Source organism: Streptosporangium sandarakinum (genome assembly GCF_050942225.1).
Taxonomy (GTDB): domain Bacteria; phylum Actinomycetota; class Actinomycetes; order Streptosporangiales; family Streptosporangiaceae; genus Streptosporangium; species Streptosporangium nondiastaticum.
In genome coordinates, this window is record NZ_CP192034.1 from 7,739,245 (window position 1) to 7,755,166 (window position 15,922).

The 15,922-nt window shown below is 71.9% G+C and carries 15 protein-coding genes; 6 read left to right on the forward strand and 9 right to left on the reverse strand.

What is annotated here, in order from left to right:
• Window positions 1-86: 86 nt before the first annotated feature.
• Entirely contained in the window at window positions 87-2,513 is a 2,427-nt protein-coding gene (locus ACQP10_RS35485) for a lysylphosphatidylglycerol synthase transmembrane domain-containing protein (protein WP_346018629.1), read from the reverse strand.
• A 442-nt stretch (window positions 2,514-2,955) separates the two neighbouring features.
• On the opposite strand from ACQP10_RS35485, the gene ACQP10_RS35490 reads away from it, so the two are divergent.
• Both ACQP10_RS35490 and ACQP10_RS35495 read left to right on the forward strand, forming a co-directional pair.
• Window positions 2,956-4,512, forward strand: coding sequence for a M28 family metallopeptidase (locus ACQP10_RS35490; protein ID WP_346018628.1), 1,557 nt, complete (start codon window positions 2,956-2,958; stop codon window positions 4,510-4,512).
• Between the two features lie 179 nt (window positions 4,513-4,691).
• Window positions 4,692-6,713: a molybdopterin-containing oxidoreductase family protein gene (locus tag ACQP10_RS35495; protein ID WP_179822497.1), complete on the forward strand. Its 2,022-nt coding sequence runs from the start codon at window positions 4,692-4,694 to the stop codon at window positions 6,711-6,713.
• Here the strand turns inward: ACQP10_RS35495 and ACQP10_RS35500 are convergent.
• Both ACQP10_RS35500 and ACQP10_RS35505 read right to left on the reverse strand, forming a co-directional pair.
• On the reverse strand, window positions 6,694-7,497 hold the full coding sequence (locus tag ACQP10_RS35500; RefSeq protein ID WP_433540489.1) for an alpha/beta hydrolase: 804 nt from the start codon (window positions 7,495-7,497) through the stop codon (window positions 6,694-6,696). The two genes, ACQP10_RS35495 and ACQP10_RS35500, sit on opposite strands and share 20 nt — an antisense overlap.
• A gap of 51 nt (window positions 7,498-7,548) precedes the next feature.
• The gene (locus tag ACQP10_RS35505; protein WP_179822492.1) at window positions 7,549-7,998 is read right to left on the reverse strand and encodes a GNAT family N-acetyltransferase; all 450 of its coding nucleotides are present in this window, start codon (window positions 7,996-7,998) and stop codon (window positions 7,549-7,551) included.
• 149 nt (window positions 7,999-8,147) lie between these two features.
• Here ACQP10_RS35505 and ACQP10_RS35510 point away from each other — a divergent pair, with 149 nt between their 5' ends.
• Entirely contained in the window at window positions 8,148-8,621 is a 474-nt protein-coding gene (locus tag ACQP10_RS35510; protein WP_179822490.1) for a hypothetical protein, read from the forward strand.
• A 121-nt stretch (window positions 8,622-8,742) separates the two neighbouring features.
• Here ACQP10_RS35510 and ACQP10_RS35515 read toward each other — a convergent pair whose 3' ends face one another.
• From ACQP10_RS35515 to ACQP10_RS35530, 4 genes are all read right to left on the reverse strand, one after another.
• Window positions 8,743-9,234 (reverse strand): SRPBCC family protein, encoded by a 492-nt coding sequence (locus tag ACQP10_RS35515; RefSeq protein ID WP_433540490.1) that lies wholly within the window; start codon window positions 9,232-9,234, stop codon window positions 8,743-8,745.
• A 173-nt stretch (window positions 9,235-9,407) separates the two neighbouring features.
• On the reverse strand, window positions 9,408-9,776 hold the full coding sequence (locus ACQP10_RS35520) for a VOC family protein (protein WP_179822485.1): 369 nt from the start codon (window positions 9,774-9,776) through the stop codon (window positions 9,408-9,410).
• A gap of 143 nt (window positions 9,777-9,919) precedes the next feature.
• Window positions 9,920-10,519 carry a class I SAM-dependent methyltransferase gene (locus ACQP10_RS35525; RefSeq protein WP_433540491.1) on the reverse strand — a complete coding sequence of 200 codons (600 nt, stop codon included), beginning with the start codon at window positions 10,517-10,519 and terminating at the stop codon, window positions 9,920-9,922.
• Window positions 10,453-10,758: a hypothetical protein gene (locus ACQP10_RS35530; RefSeq protein WP_433540492.1), complete on the reverse strand. Its 306-nt coding sequence runs from the start codon at window positions 10,756-10,758 to the stop codon at window positions 10,453-10,455. The genes ACQP10_RS35525 and ACQP10_RS35530 overlap by 67 nt, the downstream gene beginning before the upstream one ends.
• 207 nt (window positions 10,759-10,965) lie before the next feature.
• Here ACQP10_RS35530 and ACQP10_RS35535 point away from each other — a divergent pair, with 207 nt between their 5' ends.
• Both ACQP10_RS35535 and ACQP10_RS35540 read left to right on the forward strand, forming a co-directional pair.
• Window positions 10,966-12,789, forward strand: a complete 1,824-nt coding sequence (locus ACQP10_RS35535; protein ID WP_346018627.1) for an acyl-CoA dehydrogenase — start codon at window positions 10,966-10,968, stop codon at window positions 12,787-12,789.
• Between the two features lie 320 nt (window positions 12,790-13,109).
• Entirely contained in the window at window positions 13,110-13,334 is a 225-nt protein-coding gene (locus ACQP10_RS35540; protein ID WP_346018626.1) for a DUF6458 family protein, read from the forward strand.
• Window positions 13,335-13,369: 35 nt separating this feature from the next.
• Here the strand turns inward: ACQP10_RS35540 and ACQP10_RS35545 are convergent, their stop codons facing one another.
• Complete coding sequence (locus ACQP10_RS35545) at window positions 13,370-13,663, reverse strand: Dabb family protein (protein WP_346018625.1); 294 nt, start codon at window positions 13,661-13,663, stop codon at window positions 13,370-13,372.
• 297 nt (window positions 13,664-13,960) lie between these two features.
• On the opposite strand from ACQP10_RS35545, the gene ACQP10_RS35550 reads away from it, so the two are divergent.
• Window positions 13,961-14,203, forward strand: a complete 243-nt coding sequence (locus ACQP10_RS35550) for a hypothetical protein (RefSeq protein WP_179822476.1) — start codon at window positions 13,961-13,963, stop codon at window positions 14,201-14,203.
• A 258-nt stretch (window positions 14,204-14,461) separates the two neighbouring features.
• Here ACQP10_RS35550 and ACQP10_RS35555 read toward each other — a convergent pair whose 3' ends face one another.
• Complete coding sequence (locus tag ACQP10_RS35555) at window positions 14,462-15,916, reverse strand: dihydrolipoamide acetyltransferase family protein (protein WP_433540493.1); 1,455 nt, start codon at window positions 15,914-15,916, stop codon at window positions 14,462-14,464.
• Between the last annotated feature and the right edge of the window lie 6 nt (window positions 15,917-15,922).

Consider the following 15,922-nt stretch of genomic DNA (forward strand, 5'->3'; position numbering starts at 1 on the left):
CGGAAGGACCTCGGGTACGGGGTTCCGCCGCCCGTGGCCCTCGCCCGGAGGAACCCCGGGTACGGGGCCCCGCCGGGCGGAGCGTCCTACAGCGCCTCGTGCCGCTGGAGGTAGGCGAACGAGGCCCACCCGGGCAGGACCGGCAGCCAGAAGGTGAACAGCCGGAACAGCAGCACGGCCGACGTGGCGATCTCCTTGGGCAGGCCGGCGAGGGTCAGGCCGGCCGCGAGGGAGACCTCGACGGCGCCGAGGCCGCCGGGGGTGGGGGCGGCGGAGCCGATGGCGTTGCCGGCGAGGAAGACGATCGCCACGGCGGTGAAGTCGAGGGAGCCGCCGAAGGCCCGGATGGAGGCGTCGAGGCAGGTCACGAAGAAGATGGTCAGCATGAGCGTGCCGGCGAAGCCCTCGAAGAGCTTGCTGGGCGTCTGCAGGACGTCCAGCAGGCGCGGGACGACGCCCGAGAACAGGCTGCGGACCCGGGAGGTGACCATCCTGCGCAGCCGCGGGACTCCCAGCACGCCCAACGTCACCAGGGCGACGGCCAGCAGCGCGAACACCAGGGTCCGCGAGGGCGTGAACGACTGGGCGGTCCGGGAGCCGGTGACGTAGGCGAACAGCAGCAGCAGGCCGATGTGGAAGGCCAGGCCGATGACCTGCGAGGCGCCCACGCTGGCCACCGCCTGCCCCGGCGGAATGCCACGTTTCTGCAGGTACCGGGTGTTTATGGCGACGCCGCTGACCGCGGCGGGCGCGACGAGCTTGACGAAGGACCCGGCGAACTGGACGAGCACCGTACGGCCCAGCGGCAGCTTCTCCGGCACGAAGCCCTTGAGCATCAGGGCGGCGGCGACGTAGCTCAGCATCGCGGCGGCGAGCGCGACGACGGTCCAGCCCCACTTGGCGGAGCTGAGGACGTTCAGGTTGATCTGGCTGAGCGAGCCGACCAGGAAGTACGCGGCGACGGTGCTGGCGATGATCGTGACGAGGGTCCGCGGGCGGAAGCGCTCCAGGCGGACCTCCTCGCTCTCCACCTTGGGGGCGAGTTCGACGATCCGCTCCCGGATGTCCGGCAGCAGGCCCTTGTTCCGGTTGAGCGCCGCCCGGGTCTCGCGGGTGAGCGCGATGGGCTGCAGCAGCGGCAGCGCGCCGGCCAGCACGCCGGGCCCCGCGACGGTGGCGGCGGCGTCGACCGCGCGCTCGGCGCCGACGCGCAGGCTGAGGTAGGTGAGGAGCTGGGCGACGTCGAGGCGGAGCAGCAGGTCACCGGCGGCGATCTCTCCGCTGCGGGCGTCCATGAGGACGATGCGGCCCTCGTCGTCGACGTGGATGCTGTCACCGGTCAGCCTGCGATGGGCGAGGCGCTGGACCTGCAGGAGCAGGACCTGCTCCCAGATCTGGGCGAGCAGGTTGTCGTCGATCTCCTCGTCGGGGATGTCGTCGAGGGGACGGGTGGGGACGTGCGCGTAGGCGAGCAGTGCCGCCTCGGTGCCGATCTCGCTGGTGCCGACGAGGCGGGGCGTGCTGACTCCGGCGGCCTGGGCGGCGTACGCCATCAGGGCCTCACGCTCCAGCTCGGCGCGGAGCGAGCGGATGGCGCGGCGGCGGGTCTCGCTGTTGAGCCTGATCCGCCGCCAGAGCCGGTAGAGAAGCCCGGCGACCTGGCGGTCGCGGTCGAGGACGGTGACGTCGAGGCGGTTGCCGTCCCTGAGGTCGACGGCGTAGCGCCTGCTGCTCTGGTGGTCGTCGTCCATCCGCCGGGCCTTGACAGGCTGGAAGCCCAGCTTGCGGAGCGTGGTGATGATCGCGCTGCCCGGCGGGCGGGTGTTGGGGCTGCCCAGGCCGTACAGGGTGGCGTAGCCGACGGCCAGGCCGACCAGGAGGGAGACGGCGACGCCGAGGAGGGTGGCGGCGCTGCCGGCGAAGAGCGCGATGGTGTTGAGCGCGACCGCGCTCCACAGGGCCGCGCGCCAGGTGGGGCGGCGGGAGATGCGCACCGCGGTGACGTAGGCGATGACCGAGGTGACCAGCGTGTTGAGCGGCTCGATGTCGCCGCGGCCGTTGGTGAACAGGAACCGCAGCTCGGCGGAGCCGAACTTGATGATCCACTCGCCGAGTGCGAAGGAGAGGACCATGCCGGCGATGGCGGCGAAGACGCCTTCGGCGACCCGCAGGCCGTCGCGGTGGAGCACCCGCTCGATCGCGTAGGCGGCGGGGACGCCGAGCATGGCGGCCCCGCTCAGCACGCCCACCACGCCGCCGAGGAGGAACGGCAGGTGGTTGGTGCTGTCGGCCACGTCGCCCTCAAGGCCGTTGAGCGTCTTCTGCGCCACGAGCGCGAGGAGCACCACGGCCGCCAGCACGATGACCGTGGCGAGGAAGCGCAGCAGGTCGGAGGGGCGCCGGATGCGCTGCGGGAGCAGCGGTTCGATGACGAGCACGGCGGTATCGCCGCTCGCCGGGGGCCTCTCACCGCCGGCGGACGACGCTTCTCCGTGCTCTCTGATTTCGGTCACCACCCGCGATTCTGCACGTTCTCCATTGCTGTTGCGTCATCGATCTTCATTACGGATACGTCACCGATCTTCCTTTCGTGCCGGCGCCCGGAGCCGTGAACACCGTGCCGTCCGGGCTTCCGGCCGTCCGGCGGTTGGCTTCCATTCTGCTGTGCGGAACCGGAAAAGAAGCCCCGCCCTCCCCCGTACGGGGATCCCGGCGACGACCGACGGGGCGAATCGATCATGAAAGGCACGTTCCAGGCCCGGCTTCCCGCGCGCCTACGCCGCCGGGGACGACCCGTCAAGTAGGGAGGGGGGAACACCCCGAACGCTGATTCGACTCCGCTCGATAACGAATGTCGGAGCGGTCTTTAAAGATCAAGATTGTCCGGACTACGTTCTGTCCCATCGCGATCACGGGGGATTTCCGGCATCACCGTTGTTCTCCAAAGGAGTCCGCATGCGCGCACGCGCGTCGAGGGGTCTGGTAGCCGCGGTCACCACCGCGGCGGCCGTGGCCCTGCCCGTCGTCTCCGCCGTCCCGGCCAGCGCCGATCCCAACCCGGCTGGGCTGAGCCAGTCGGTCAAGGTCCCGTCCGTCAAGCAGCACCTGGCGAAGTTCCAGCAGATCGCCGACGCCAACGGCGGCACCCGGGCCTCGGGCACCCCCGGCCACGAGGCCTCGGTGGCCTACGTCGCCGGCAAGCTGCGCGCCGCCGGGTACGACGTGACCCTGCAGGAGTTCGAGTTCCCGTTCTTCCGCGAGATCACCCCGGCCGTCATGGAGCGGGTCTCCCCCTCGGCGAAGACCTACGCGCGCAACACCGACTTCAAGGTCATGACCTACTCCGGATCTGGGAGCGTCACGGCCCCGGTGCAGGGTGTGGACCTGACGCTGCCGCCGAGCACGACGCCCAACAGCTCGACCTCGGGGTGTGAGGCGAGCGACTTCGCGGGCTTCACCGCGGGCAACATCGCCCTGATGCAGCGCGGCACCTGCAACTTCCAGGTCAAGGCCGAGAACGCCCAGGCGGCCGGGGCCTCGGGTGTGATCATCTTCAACGAGGGCCAGCCGGGCGAGGGCACCAACGACCGCCGGACCCTGCTGAGCGGCACCCTCAACGAGCCCACCACGCACATCCCCGTCGTCGGCGCCACCTTCGCGGCCGGCAGCGAGCTGGCCGCGACCGGGACGACGGTGCGGCTCGCGGTGAGCACCGAGAGCGATCTGCACCGCAAGACCCGCAACGTCATCGCCGAGAGCCGCAAGGGCGACCCGGGCAAGGTCGTCATGCTGGGCGCCCACCTCGACAGCGTTCCCGAGGGACCGGGCATCAACGACAACGGCTCGGGCAGCGCGGCCATCCTGGAGACCGCGCTGCGAGCGGGTCACCTGCCCACCCGCAACCGGCTGCGCTTCGCCTTCTGGGGCGCCGAGGAGCTCGGCCTGCTCGGCTCCGAGCACTACGTGGACGGCCTCTCCGCCGAGGAGAAGGCCCGGATCAAGCTGTACCTGAACTTCGACATGATCGCCTCACCGAACTACACGCTGGGGATCTACGACGGCGACGACTCCGACAAGACGGGCGCCCCGGCAGGCCCGGCGGGATCGGACGAGATCGAGAAGCTCTTCGAGACGTACTACCGGACGATCCGCCAGCCGTACGTCGGCACCGACTTCACCGGCCGGTCCGACTACGGCCCGTTCATCGCGGTGGGCATCCCGGCCGGCGGCCTGTTCACCGGCGCGGAGGGCATCAAGAGCCCCGAGGAGGCGGCCAAGTTCGGCGGCCAGGCCGGGGTCGCCTACGACAAGTGCTACCACCAGGCGTGCGACACCATCGCCAACATCAGCGACAAGGCGTTGACGATCAACACCGGCGCGGTCGCGACGGCGGCGTTCGTCTACGCCTACAGCCGCGACCTGCCCGGCGGCGGCACGCCCGCCGCCACCCGGGCGGGCACCGGGGGCGGCGGCCTCGGGGCCGACCACGACCACGGCGACGTCTCGAAGTGACCCGCGGGGGCGTCCGGGTGACGTGTCCGGGCGTCCCAGAGCTCCAGGTGTCCCCGGGTGACGCGCAGGGGTGTTCCGGGGTGACCCGCGAGGGCGCCTCGGGGTGACCTGGGAAAGGGAGGGGGGTACGGCCACGCCGGCCGTACCCCCCTTCGGCGTCCACGGCTAAAGTCGGAGCCATGTCGCTGGGTGATATGGGTGAACTGCGCGTTCTGGGGGCCTGCCCGCTGGACTGTCCCGACACGTGCTCGTGGGTCGTGACGGTGCGGGACGGCGAGGCCCTCGGGATGCGGGGCAACCCCGACCAGCCCTACACCCGGGGCGCGCTCTGCGTGAAGGTCAACCGCTACCTGGAGCAGGTGAAGTCGCCCGACCGCATCCTGTACCCGCTGCGCCGTACCGGTCCCAAGGGGTCGGGGGAGTTCGAGCGGATCACCTGGGACGAGGCCCTGGAGGAGATCTCCGTACGGCTGCGCCGGATCGTCGACGAGCACGGCGGCGAGGCCATCTGGCCCTACCAGGGCACCGGCACGCTCGGCTACATCCAGGGCGTCGAGGGCGAGGCGGGGCGCCGGTTCTGGAACGTGCTGGGCGCCTCCCGGCACGTCGCGAACATCTGCTCGGCCGCCGGCAACGCCGGCCTCACCGAGATCAACGGCACGCCCGGCGGGATGGACCCCGAGACGTTCGCGCTGTCGAAGCTGATCCTGCTGTGGGGCACCAACACGCTGACCAGCGGCCACCACCTGTGGAAGTTCATCCAGGACGCCCGCGCGGACGGAGCGCACGTGGTCGCGATCGACCCGATCCGCACCCGCACCGCCGACCAGGCCGACGAGTACCTGCCGATCCGGCCCGGCACCGACGCGGCGCTGGCGCTGGGGCTGCTGAACGTGGTCCTCGCCGAGGGCGCGGAGGACCGCGACTACCTCGCCCGGCACACCGAGGGCTGGGAGGGCTTCCGCGAGGAGATCCTCCGCCACCCCCCGGAGGTGGTCGCGGAGATCACCGGGCTGCCCGAGTCGGACATCCGGGCCCTGGGACTGCGGCTGGCGCACACCCGGCCCACCGGCATCCGGGCCACGATGGGCATCCAGCGGCACGCCGGCGGCGGCGCCGCGCTGCGCACGATCGCCGCCATCCCGGCGGTGACCGGCGACTGGCGCCGTCCCGGCGGCGGGGTCGCCTACTCCACCAGCGGATACATCCACCTGAACATCGACACCCGCGACGACCTGCTCGCCCGGCCGGTGCGGCGGCGGACGATGACCCGGCTGGCCGACGAGCTGGACGAGTCGGTGAAGTGCCTGTGGGTCTACGGCGCCAACCCGATGGCCTCCACCTCCGACCAGAACCGCATCCGCGAGCGGCTGCTGCGCGAGGACCTGTTCACGGTCGTGATGGAGCACTTCCCCACCGACACCGTCGACTACGCCGACATCGTGCTGCCCGCGACCATGCAGATCGAGCACACCGACCTGCACGCCGGCTACGGGCACATGTACCTGATGTGGAACGAGCCCGCCGTCCCGCCGCCGGGCGAGTGCCTGTCGACGATGGAGACGTTCCGCCGGCTGGCCCGGCACATGGGCCTGACCGAGCCGTCGCTGTACGACTCCGACCTTGAGCTGGCCGAGCAGCTCCTGTCCTCCGGCCACCCGTCGCTGGCCGGGATCACGGTGGACCGGCTGCGCAAGGAGGGGTGGGTCCGGCTGAGCGTGCCGCGGCCGTTCACGCCGTTCGCCGACGGCTTCCCCACCCCCTCGGGGAGGCTCCGGTTCGGCTCCGGACCCGCCTACGTCCCCCCGCGCACGGCCTCGGCCGCCGAGGGGCCGTACCCGCTGACGCTGGTCACCCCGGCCTCGCACATGTTCCTGAACAGCACGTTCGGCAACAACCCCGAGCTGCTTCGGCGCTCCCGGGGCCCCCGGGTCCTGGTCAACCCGGCCGATGCCGGGTCGCGGGGGCTCGTCGACGGGCAGCGGGCCCGGGTGTTCAACGACGTCGGCGGGTTCGAGGCCGTGGTGGAGATCAGCGACCGGGTACGGCCCGGCGTGGTGGCCGCCACCAAGGGCCACTGGCGCAAGCTGAGCGCCGGAGGCTCGACGGTGAACGCCGCGGTGGAGGCGCGCGACGCCGACCTGGGCCGGGGCGCCGTCTACCACGACAACCTGGTCGAGATCAGCCCGAGTGCTTCGTGACGAACGCCGTGATCGCCTGAAGCGCCTTGTCGCCCTGCTCGGCGGTGAACAGGGCGCTGGCGTGCTCCCGGCCGTTCAGCACGAGGAGCTGGCGGTCGGCCGACTTCTTCGCCTCCTGGTAGACGGCCCGCGCCAGTTCGAGCGGGGCGGTCGAGTCCTCGTCGGCGGTGACCTGGAGGAAGGGCGCCTTGAGGGCGGTGACGTCCCCGGGCTGGGTCGTGCCGCCGGAGACGCTGATGACCCCGGCCACCGGGAACTTCAGCAGGCCGGCCGCGAGCACGGACTGCCGCCCGCCCATCGAGCCGCCGATCAGGAACACCTTCTCGACGCCCGCGTCGTGCAGCCGCCGGGCCATCTCCACGGTGTCCTTCTCGGGGCTCACCACGTCGTTGCGGTCGAACAGCAGGACGCGGCGGCCCTCGGCGACCAGCCGCTCGGCCAGCGGCAGCCAGTCGCACACGGTGCCGCGGCGCTCGTAGGAGACGACCGCGCCGACCGTCCCCTTGCCCATGATCACGCCCTTGGTGACGGTGCCGTCACGGGTGTACTTGAAGATCTCGCCCTTGTCCGCGGTGACGCAGCCGGCGATGTTCTCCCCGGTGGGGCTGGGACTGGAGTTCGGGGTCGGCAGGCCGGTCGGGGTGGGGCTCGCCGCGGCGCTCTCCGTGGCGCTCGCGGCGGCGCTCGTGGTGGCGGCCGGGGCCGCCGCCGGGTCGCCGGTGTTCCCGCCGCAGGCCGCCAGCAGCATGGCCAGGGCTCCCAGCCCCAACGCGTGTCGTCTCATATCGCCCGTCCCGTCGGCTCGTGTCGTTAGCGGTGGGGACGAGGATAACGATCAACTCAGGGTGAGCTTGTATCCCTCGTGGGAGGCGACGAAGCCGAGCGAGTCGTAGAACCGGTGGGCGTCCTTGCGGGCCTTGTCGGTGGTGAGCTGGACCAGCGCGCAGCCGCGGGCGCGGCCCCGCTCGACGGCCCACTCCATCATCCGGCGGCCCAGCCCCCGGCCGCGCAGCGGGGCCGCGACGCGGACCGCCTCGATCTGCATCCGCAGGGCGCCGCGCCGGGAGATGCCGGGGATGTAGGTGAGCTGCATGGTGCCCACCACCTCGCCGTCCAGCTCGGCGACGACGAGCTCGTTGCCGGGGTCGGCCTCGATGGCGTCGAAGGCGGCGCGGTGCTCCTCGCCGAGCTCGCCGGTGCGGGCGGCCGCGATGGCGTCGTCGGCGATCAGGGACACGATGGCCGGCAGGTCGCCGGGCCGGGCGAGGCGGAATTCCACGGGCATGGCGACCAACCTACCGGGGCGGGAATCCGGCGAATCCGCAGGGTGCGGGGGGCATGGAGCCGGCGCGAAGCCGCAGGGCGCGGGGTCAGGGTCGAAATCAGGGTCTCTCCCCGATGCGGGCAGGGGGGCTCGGGAGGCACCCTGAACGCATGAGCAACGAACTGACTCGTCGTGACGAGATCTCACTCGCCGGAGCCGCCCTGCACGGCGCGCCCTGGAAGGCCGCCGCGGTGACCGGCGGTACCGCAGCGGCCGTCAGCTTCGGCCTCGGCGTGATCCTGCCGGGAAGCGCCGACCTGACCTGGGCGCTGTCGCTGGGCATCGTCCTGTTCAGCCTGGTCACGGCCGTCGGCGCGGTCTCCAGGCCCGAGAGGGGCGACCGGGTGACCCGGCAGGCCCGGCTCTGGGCCCTGCGCCACCCCTGGCGCTTCTCGCTCTACCCGGCGCTCGGGGCCGCCGCGCTCATGTATCCGGTCCAGCTCGTCGTGGACGGCGAGGGCGTGTTCGGCGCGGCGTTCGACGCGCTCCAGGGCGGCGTCGCGGTGTACCTCATCACCGCGTTCCTGGCCCTGGTCTTCCGGGGACGGGGCCGCGAGCACCGCTCCCTGCCGTACGGCGGCTAAGCGCAGTCCCGCCGCACCCGGCCGCCGGCCTTCCCGGTACGGCCCGCCGGCTCCCGGTCGGGTCCGTCCAGTCGGTCAGGTTTGTCAGGTTTGTCAGGTCCTCGTGGCGGGCGCGGAGCGATCAACCGCCGGTGGACGGCGGCGCGCCCACCGCCTCCGCCGCCGCCTTCAGGCGCTCCAGGGTCCGCAGCATGTCGGCCCGCTCGCGGGCGGCCCGGTCGCGGACGCCGGAGACGAGCCCGCCCAGCAGACGCAGGACCGGGCCGCGGGTGTCCCAGGTGCTCTGCTCCACATGGCAGCCGGTCCCGGAGGGGGTGATCTCGAAGCGCCGGATCGCCACGTCCAGCAGGCCGCCCGCGCGGACGCCGTAGGCGAAGACCCGGTGGGGATCGGCGACGGTGACCGTGCAAAGCGTGGACCACCGCCGCCGGCCGTTCCTGTCGCGCCCGCGGAACCTCGCGCCGGGCCGCGGCCCGCGGATCGGGCCGACCCATTCGGCGCTCTCGCACTCGACGTTCCAGCCGCTCATGTCCGTGACACCGGTGACGAGCTCGTAGACCGTCTCGGGCGGCGCCGAGACATGAATGCTCACGGACGCGCTCGGGGGGCTCATGACCGCAGCATTCCCGAGCGAACATCATTCCGGCAAGACCCGCCATCGCACGGGGACCGGCCGCCCCTGAGGCCCCGGGCCGTCCCGGGGCCGCCGCACATCCCAGGGCCCTTGAACCTCCCGGGGCCGTCGCACATCCCAGGGCTGTCGTGCGCTCCGCGCGGGGACCGGCGTCAGGACCTCTCGTACTCGGCGCGGCAGACGCAGAACTCGTTGCCCTCGGGGTCGAGCATGGTCACCCAGCCCCTGCCGTCGGAGGCGCGCCGGTCGTCGTGGATCGTGGCGCCGAGCTTCAGCAGCCGCTCCACCTCCTCCTCGCGGGTGGTGCCGTCGGACCCGGTGACGTCCAGGTGGATGCGGTTCTTGACCGCCTTGCCCTCGGGGACCTTGATGAACAGCAGGCCGGGCGTGCCCGGCACGAGGATCTCGTCGTCGCCGGCGCTGCCGTCCGGGTGGATCGGCCGTCCGGTGGCCTGGCTCCAGAAGGTCGCCAGCTCGTACGGCTCGGCGCAGTCGAAGGTCACGTATTCGATCGCAATCATGCCCCACACCTAATCGCGACACCGTCTAAGCCGTCAAGCAGGTTACGCGGCACGCCGGAACCGGCACCGAGGCCAGGCGCGGGCCCTCGCCGTACCGGCCGGGACAAGGGCCCCGCCGTACCGAGGGCGGCCCGGCGCGGCCGTCAGGCCGTCTCCCACCACACCGTGAACCACCGCTCGCGCGGGAGCGGCCACATGCCCAGGGCGACGGCGGCCCCGGCCACCTCCCCCACCCGGTCGGGGGTGAGGCAGAGCCTCCGGCAGGCGCTTTCGGCGAGCTCGTCCAGCGACGCGTAGCGGGGCAGCGGAGCCGCGTGGGACTCGTGGCGGACCTCGTGGCCGAGCGCCCCGGCGACGGCGATCAGGTCGTGCGCCGTCGGCCGGGCGGGGCGGGGAAGGCCGTGGAAGTGCCTCCACAGCGGGGTGAGCCAGCTCATCGGGTGATGCTCGGTGAGCTCCAGGACGACCCGGCGCCGGGCGTGGCCGGTCAGCTCGGACAGGAAAGCGGCCAGGTCGGGCACGTTGTAGACGACGTGGGCGGCGACCGCGACGTCGGCCACCGGGGTGCGGGCCGCCATGTCGGGCCAGCGGCCCGGCACCGTCCGGACCGGGACGCCGAGCCGTTCGGCCCGGGGCGTCAGCTCGGCCAGCATCCCGGCGGAGGCGTCCACCGCGATCAGCTCCCCCAGGCGGCCGGCCAGCGGCAGCGAGGCCGCCCCGGTGCCGGCGCCGACGTCGAGCACGCTCCCCCGGCGGGCAGCGCCTCGGCGATCCTGGTCAGGGACGGGCCTTCGGGGGCCGCGAGCGCGTGCTCGGTGCGCTGGGCGAACCGCGCCGGGGAGTGTCCCCAGGGGCTCACCGGGGCCCGCCTGAGGATGTGCTCGGGGATGTCCCACCGCGCGAGGTCGGCGCGCCACCGCCCGTCCACCGGCGGGTCGCCCGCCGGTCCCCGCCCGCCCGTCCCGCCGTACGACTTCGTCATGTCCCGAGGGTACGGCGGCGCGTCCCGCAGGCCGGCGGACCGGCAGGCCGGAACCCGGAGGTCCCCTGGGTAAAGGGTTTCTCCAGGGCGTGTGACAAACGTCCCATCATTGCCGTTTTTTAGGGGTTACTCGCGGGTAGCATTGTCGGTAAGGTTACTGGCGAGTATGCAAGCGTCCCGGTTCACCCGTGTGAAGGAGCCGACCCCATGGGCCACTACAAGAGCAACATCCGTGACCTGGAGTTCAATCTCTTCGAGGTGTTCGGGCGCCGGGACATCCTGGGCAGCGGCCTGTTCGCCGACATCGACGAGGACGTCGTGCGCAGCGTCCTGGACGAGGTGAACCGCCTCGCCTCCGGCGTGCTGGCCGACTCTTTCGAGGAGGGCGACCGCAAGCCCCCGGTGTTCGACCCGGCCTCCGGCACCGTCACCATGCCGGAGGGTTTCAAGAGGTCCTTCGCCGCCTACCGTGACGCCGGCTGGACCAACCTCGGCCTGCCCGCCGAGCTGAACGGCCCCGGCCTGCCCAACAGCGTCAACTGGGCGCTGGCCGAGCTGGTGCTCGGCGCCAACCCGGCCATCTGGATGTACTCCAGCGGCCCCGCCTTCGCCCACGTGCTGCACACGATCGGCACCGAGGACCAGAAGCGCTTCGCCGAGCTGGCCATCGAGCACCAGTGGGGCGCCACGATGGTCCTCACCGAGCCCGACGCCGGCTCCGACGTGGGCGCCGGCCGTGCCAAGGCCGTGCAGCAGCCCGACGGCACCTGGCACATCGAGGGCGTCAAGCGCTTCATCACCAGCGCCGAGCACGACATGGCCGACAACATCTTCCACCTCGTGCTGGCCCGCCCCGAGGGGCACGGCGTCGGCACCAAGGGCCTGTCGATGTTCCTGGTCCCGAAGTACCACGTGGACCTCTCCACCGGTGAGCTTGGCGAGCGCAACGGCGTCTACGTCACCAACGTCGAGAAGAAGATGGGCCTGAAGGTCTCCACGACCTGCGAGCTCACCTTCGGCGAGAAGCACCCGGCCGTCGGCACGCTGGTCGGTGACGTGCACCAGGGCATCAAGCAGATGTTCATGATCATCGAGCACGCCCGCATGATGGTCGGCACCAAGGCGATCGCCACCCTCTCCACCGGCTACCTGAACGCCCTGGAGTACGCCAGGCAGCGGGTGCAGGGCTCCGACCTCACCCAGATGGCCGACAAGTCCGCCCCGCGCGTGACCGTCATCCGCCACCCGGACGTCCGCCGCGAGCTCATGCTCCAGAAGTCGTACGCCGAGGGCATGCGCGCGCTGGTCCTGCTGACCGCGACCTACCAGGACGCCGTGCAGATCGCCGGGTCCGAGGGCCGCCGCGACGAGCACGCCGAGGCCATGAACGACCTGCTGCTCCCGCTGGTCAAGGGCGTCGGCTCCGAGCGCTCCTACGAGCTGCTGGCCCGCTCGCTGCAGACCCTGGGCGGCTCCGGCTACCTGCAGGACTACCCGATCGAGCAGTACATCCGGGATGCCAAGATCGACTCCCTCTACGAGGGCACCACCGCGATCCAGGGCATGGACCTGTTCTTCCGCAAGGTCATGCGCAACCAGGGCGTCGCCCTCGGCACGATGTACGGCGACATCAAGGCGTTCGCCGCCTCCGACGCCGGCAACGGCCGCCTCAAGGAGGAGCGCAAGCTCCTCGGCGAGGCCGCGGACGAGGTCAAGGCCATGGCCGACACGATGGCCGGCTGGGCGATCTCCTCTCTGGAGACGCCGCAGGAGGTCTACAAGGTCGGCCTCAACACCACCCGGTTCCTGCTCGCCCTGGGCGACGTGGTGATCGGCTGGCTGCTGCTGCGCCAGGCCGAGGTGGCCCTCAAGGCGCTCGGCGAGTCCGACCGGGACAGGGCGTTCTACACCGGCAAGGTCGCGGCGGCCTCGTTCTTCGCCCAGACCGTCCTGCCCCGCGTCGCGGCCGAGCGCCGGGTGCTCGCCGCGACGAACCAGGACCTGATGGAGCTGCCCGAAGAGGCCTTCTGATCCGCTGATCCCGGCCTTCCGAAGACGCCCCGCTCCCGCGGCAGGTGGTGACGGGGGCGGTCCCGCTCGCGGGACCGCCCCCGTCCGCGTTCCCGGACCTTCCGCGTCCCGGCCTCCGGCGCCCCTTTTCCGGCCTTCGCCTCCGCCTCGGCCGCCCGGCGCCTTCCCCTGATCACCGCCCCGGGCCCCTTTTCCGGTCCTCCGTTCCCGGTCTTTCCGGGCGGGCGCGCATCGGGCCGGTGGTGGGATCGCGCGGGAAGGGGTATGAGGGATCACAGACGCTCTCTTTGCCTGATTACTACCTGTGTCCGGAGGGTCCGATGGGTGTCGGGGTCAGCATCTTCTTCCTCACGATCGGCGCCATCCTCCGGTTCGCCATCGAGCCCGACGTCCTCGGCGACAACGTGCACATCGACGTCATCGGGGTGATCTTCATGATCGTCGGCGCCGTCGGGGTGGTGCTGAGCGTGGTGCTGGCGCCCCGGCGCGGGGCGACGTCGGAGGGCCGCCTGATGCACCGGGAGAACCGCCCGCCGGAACTGTGACGGCGGCCTGACGGCGCGCCGTACCTCCGGCAGGGCTAGACGACGAACTGCACGGCCGCCCGTGAGGCCAGGATCGGCTTGATGTGTTCGGCGATCACCGCCTGGTGGACCGGGTGGTCGCGGTAGACCAGGTAGTCGTCGAGGCCGTCGAAGTCCGCGACGACCGCGAACTCGTGGTTGCCCGGATTCACGCCCGCGTCGGCTCCGACGGCGTAGGCGCGGATCTCCGGGATGATCCCCGGGAGCCGGCCCAGCTCGGTCGCGACCGCGGCCTTCTGCTCCTCGGTGGCCGTCTCGGACCAGGTGAACAGCACGACGTGGCGGAACATGGTCTTCCCTTCGCTCGGATGCCCCGCCAGCGTACGGGGCCGGGCCCTCCACGGCCCCTCGTGCCCCTCCGCGGTCATCCCGCGTTCTCGCCCTCGGGCCCGGCGCGCGGGCTCGCCGTACTACCTGTCCGAAATGCCTGGATATCTGCTATTTATTTGGTATTTATACACATCTGTGCGCCTTTGCCAAGCCATAAGTGGTTTGCGGTGACTTGGTCGCTCCGGCTCCGGCACGCTGTGAACTGTCCAGCAATCCAGGAGGACGGGTCACGTCTTCTCGTGGAATCGGAGGACCGCATGAAAAGCAGAACGGCCGCCTCGTTCGTCACGGGCCTGATGGGCGCCGGGCTCATCGCGGGAGCCCTCGTAGCCGGACCCGCACAGGCGTCGTCCTCGACCACCACCTCGACCCCGGCCGTCCAGGGAGTCACCGCGTCCAACTTCGTCACCGGGTGCGGCTGCGGTTGCCGCCGCGGCTGCGGTTGCCGCCGCTGCGGGTGCGGCGGCGGCTGCGGCGGCGGCTGGGGCGACTGGTGGTAAAGGCCCGCGGCACCCGATAGGCGCCTGAGAACCGCACGACCGGAAAGGCGTGCCCGCCTTTCCGGGCCACATGGAAAAACCGCCCCAAGAAACGCCCGGGGAGGTTTCTGCTCATCGTTTTCCGGGGTGGAATTTCCCAGGATCGAAGCCCCGCGGCGGGCCCGTCCCCTTTTCTCCGGGGACGGGCCCGCTTTTCGTGGGTCCCGGCCTGCCCAAAGGGCTCAGCCGTTTTTACGGCTTTCAGCAGGTTTTACGGGATCAGCCCCAGGCGAGCATGCGGAGCGGGTCCTCCAGCATGGCTCCGACGTCGCGCAGGAAGAGCGAGCCGAGCTCCCCGTCGATGACCCGGTGGTCGAAGGAGAGCGCGAGCGTGCAGACCCTGCGGGGCACGACCTGCCCGTCCACCACCCAGGGCAGGTCCCTGACCTGGCCGAACGCCAGGATCGCCGACTCGCCCGGGTTGAGGATCGGGGTGCCCGCGTCCACGCCGAACACACCCACGTTGGTGATCGTGATCGTGCCCCCGGACATCTCGGCGGGCTGGGTACGGCCGGCCCTGGCCGTCTCGGCGAGGGAGCCGATGGCCCGGGCGAGGTCCGGCAGCGACAGCTCGTGCGCGTTCTTGACATTGGGGACGAGCAGGCCACGCGGGGTGGCCGCGGCGATGCCGAGGTTCACGTAGTGCTTGACCACGATCTCCTGGGCGGCCTCGTCCCACATCGAGTTGATCATCGGGTACCGCCGCGCGGCGACGAGCACCGCCTTGGCCACCAGCAGCAGCGGCGAGACCTTGACCTCGGCGAAGTCGGGCAGCGCCCGGAGGCGGGTCACGGCCTCCATCGTGCCGGTGACGTCCACCTGCAGGAACTCGGTGACGTGCGGCGCGGTGAACGCCGAGGCCGTCATGGCCTGCGCGGTCGCCCGGCGCACCCCCTTGACCGGGATCCGCTCCTCGCCGCCGCGCGCGGCCGGAACCGCCTGCGGGGCCGTACGGCCGGCGTCGGCCACCGCCTCGACCGCGGCGTGGACGTCCTCCCGGGTGATCGTGCCGTGCGGGCCGGTCGGGGGAACGGTCGCCAGGTCGACCCCGAGGTCCTTGGCCAGCTTGCGCACCGGGGGCTTGGCGAGCACGGCGGCCCGCCGCGCCGCCGAGCCCGCCGCCGAGCCCGTGGGCGGCGCCTCCCGGCCGGCGGGCTCCGGCGCCGGCCGCGCGGGGACGGCCGGAGCAGCCGGAGAGGCGGCCGGGGCAGCCGGGGCAGCCGGGGCGACCGCGGACGAGGTCGCCGGGGAGGCGGCCGAGGGCTTCCGGGGACGGCGGCGGGCCGCGCCGGGCTTGACGCCGTACCCGACCAGGACGGGCTGGCGCTTCTCCGCGGGCGGCTCGTCCGCCGCGGCGGGCTCGGGCACCATGTCCTCGGCCAGGGCCTGCGCGCGGGCGCCGGCCGTACCCTCGCCCACGGCCGGGGCGGCGGGGCCGGAGCCGTCGTCCACGGAGATGATCGGCCTGCCGACGTCGACGGTCTCGCCCTCGTCGGCCATCAGGGCGGCCACCACGCCCTCGAACGGGCAGGGCAGCTCGACGACGGCCTTGGCCGTCTCGATCTCCACGATGATCTGGTTGACCTTGACGGGGTCGCCGGGCTTGACGTGCCAGCGGACGATCTCCGCCTCGGTCAGGCCCTCGCCCACGTCGGGGAGCTTGAACTCCTTCATCCTCGT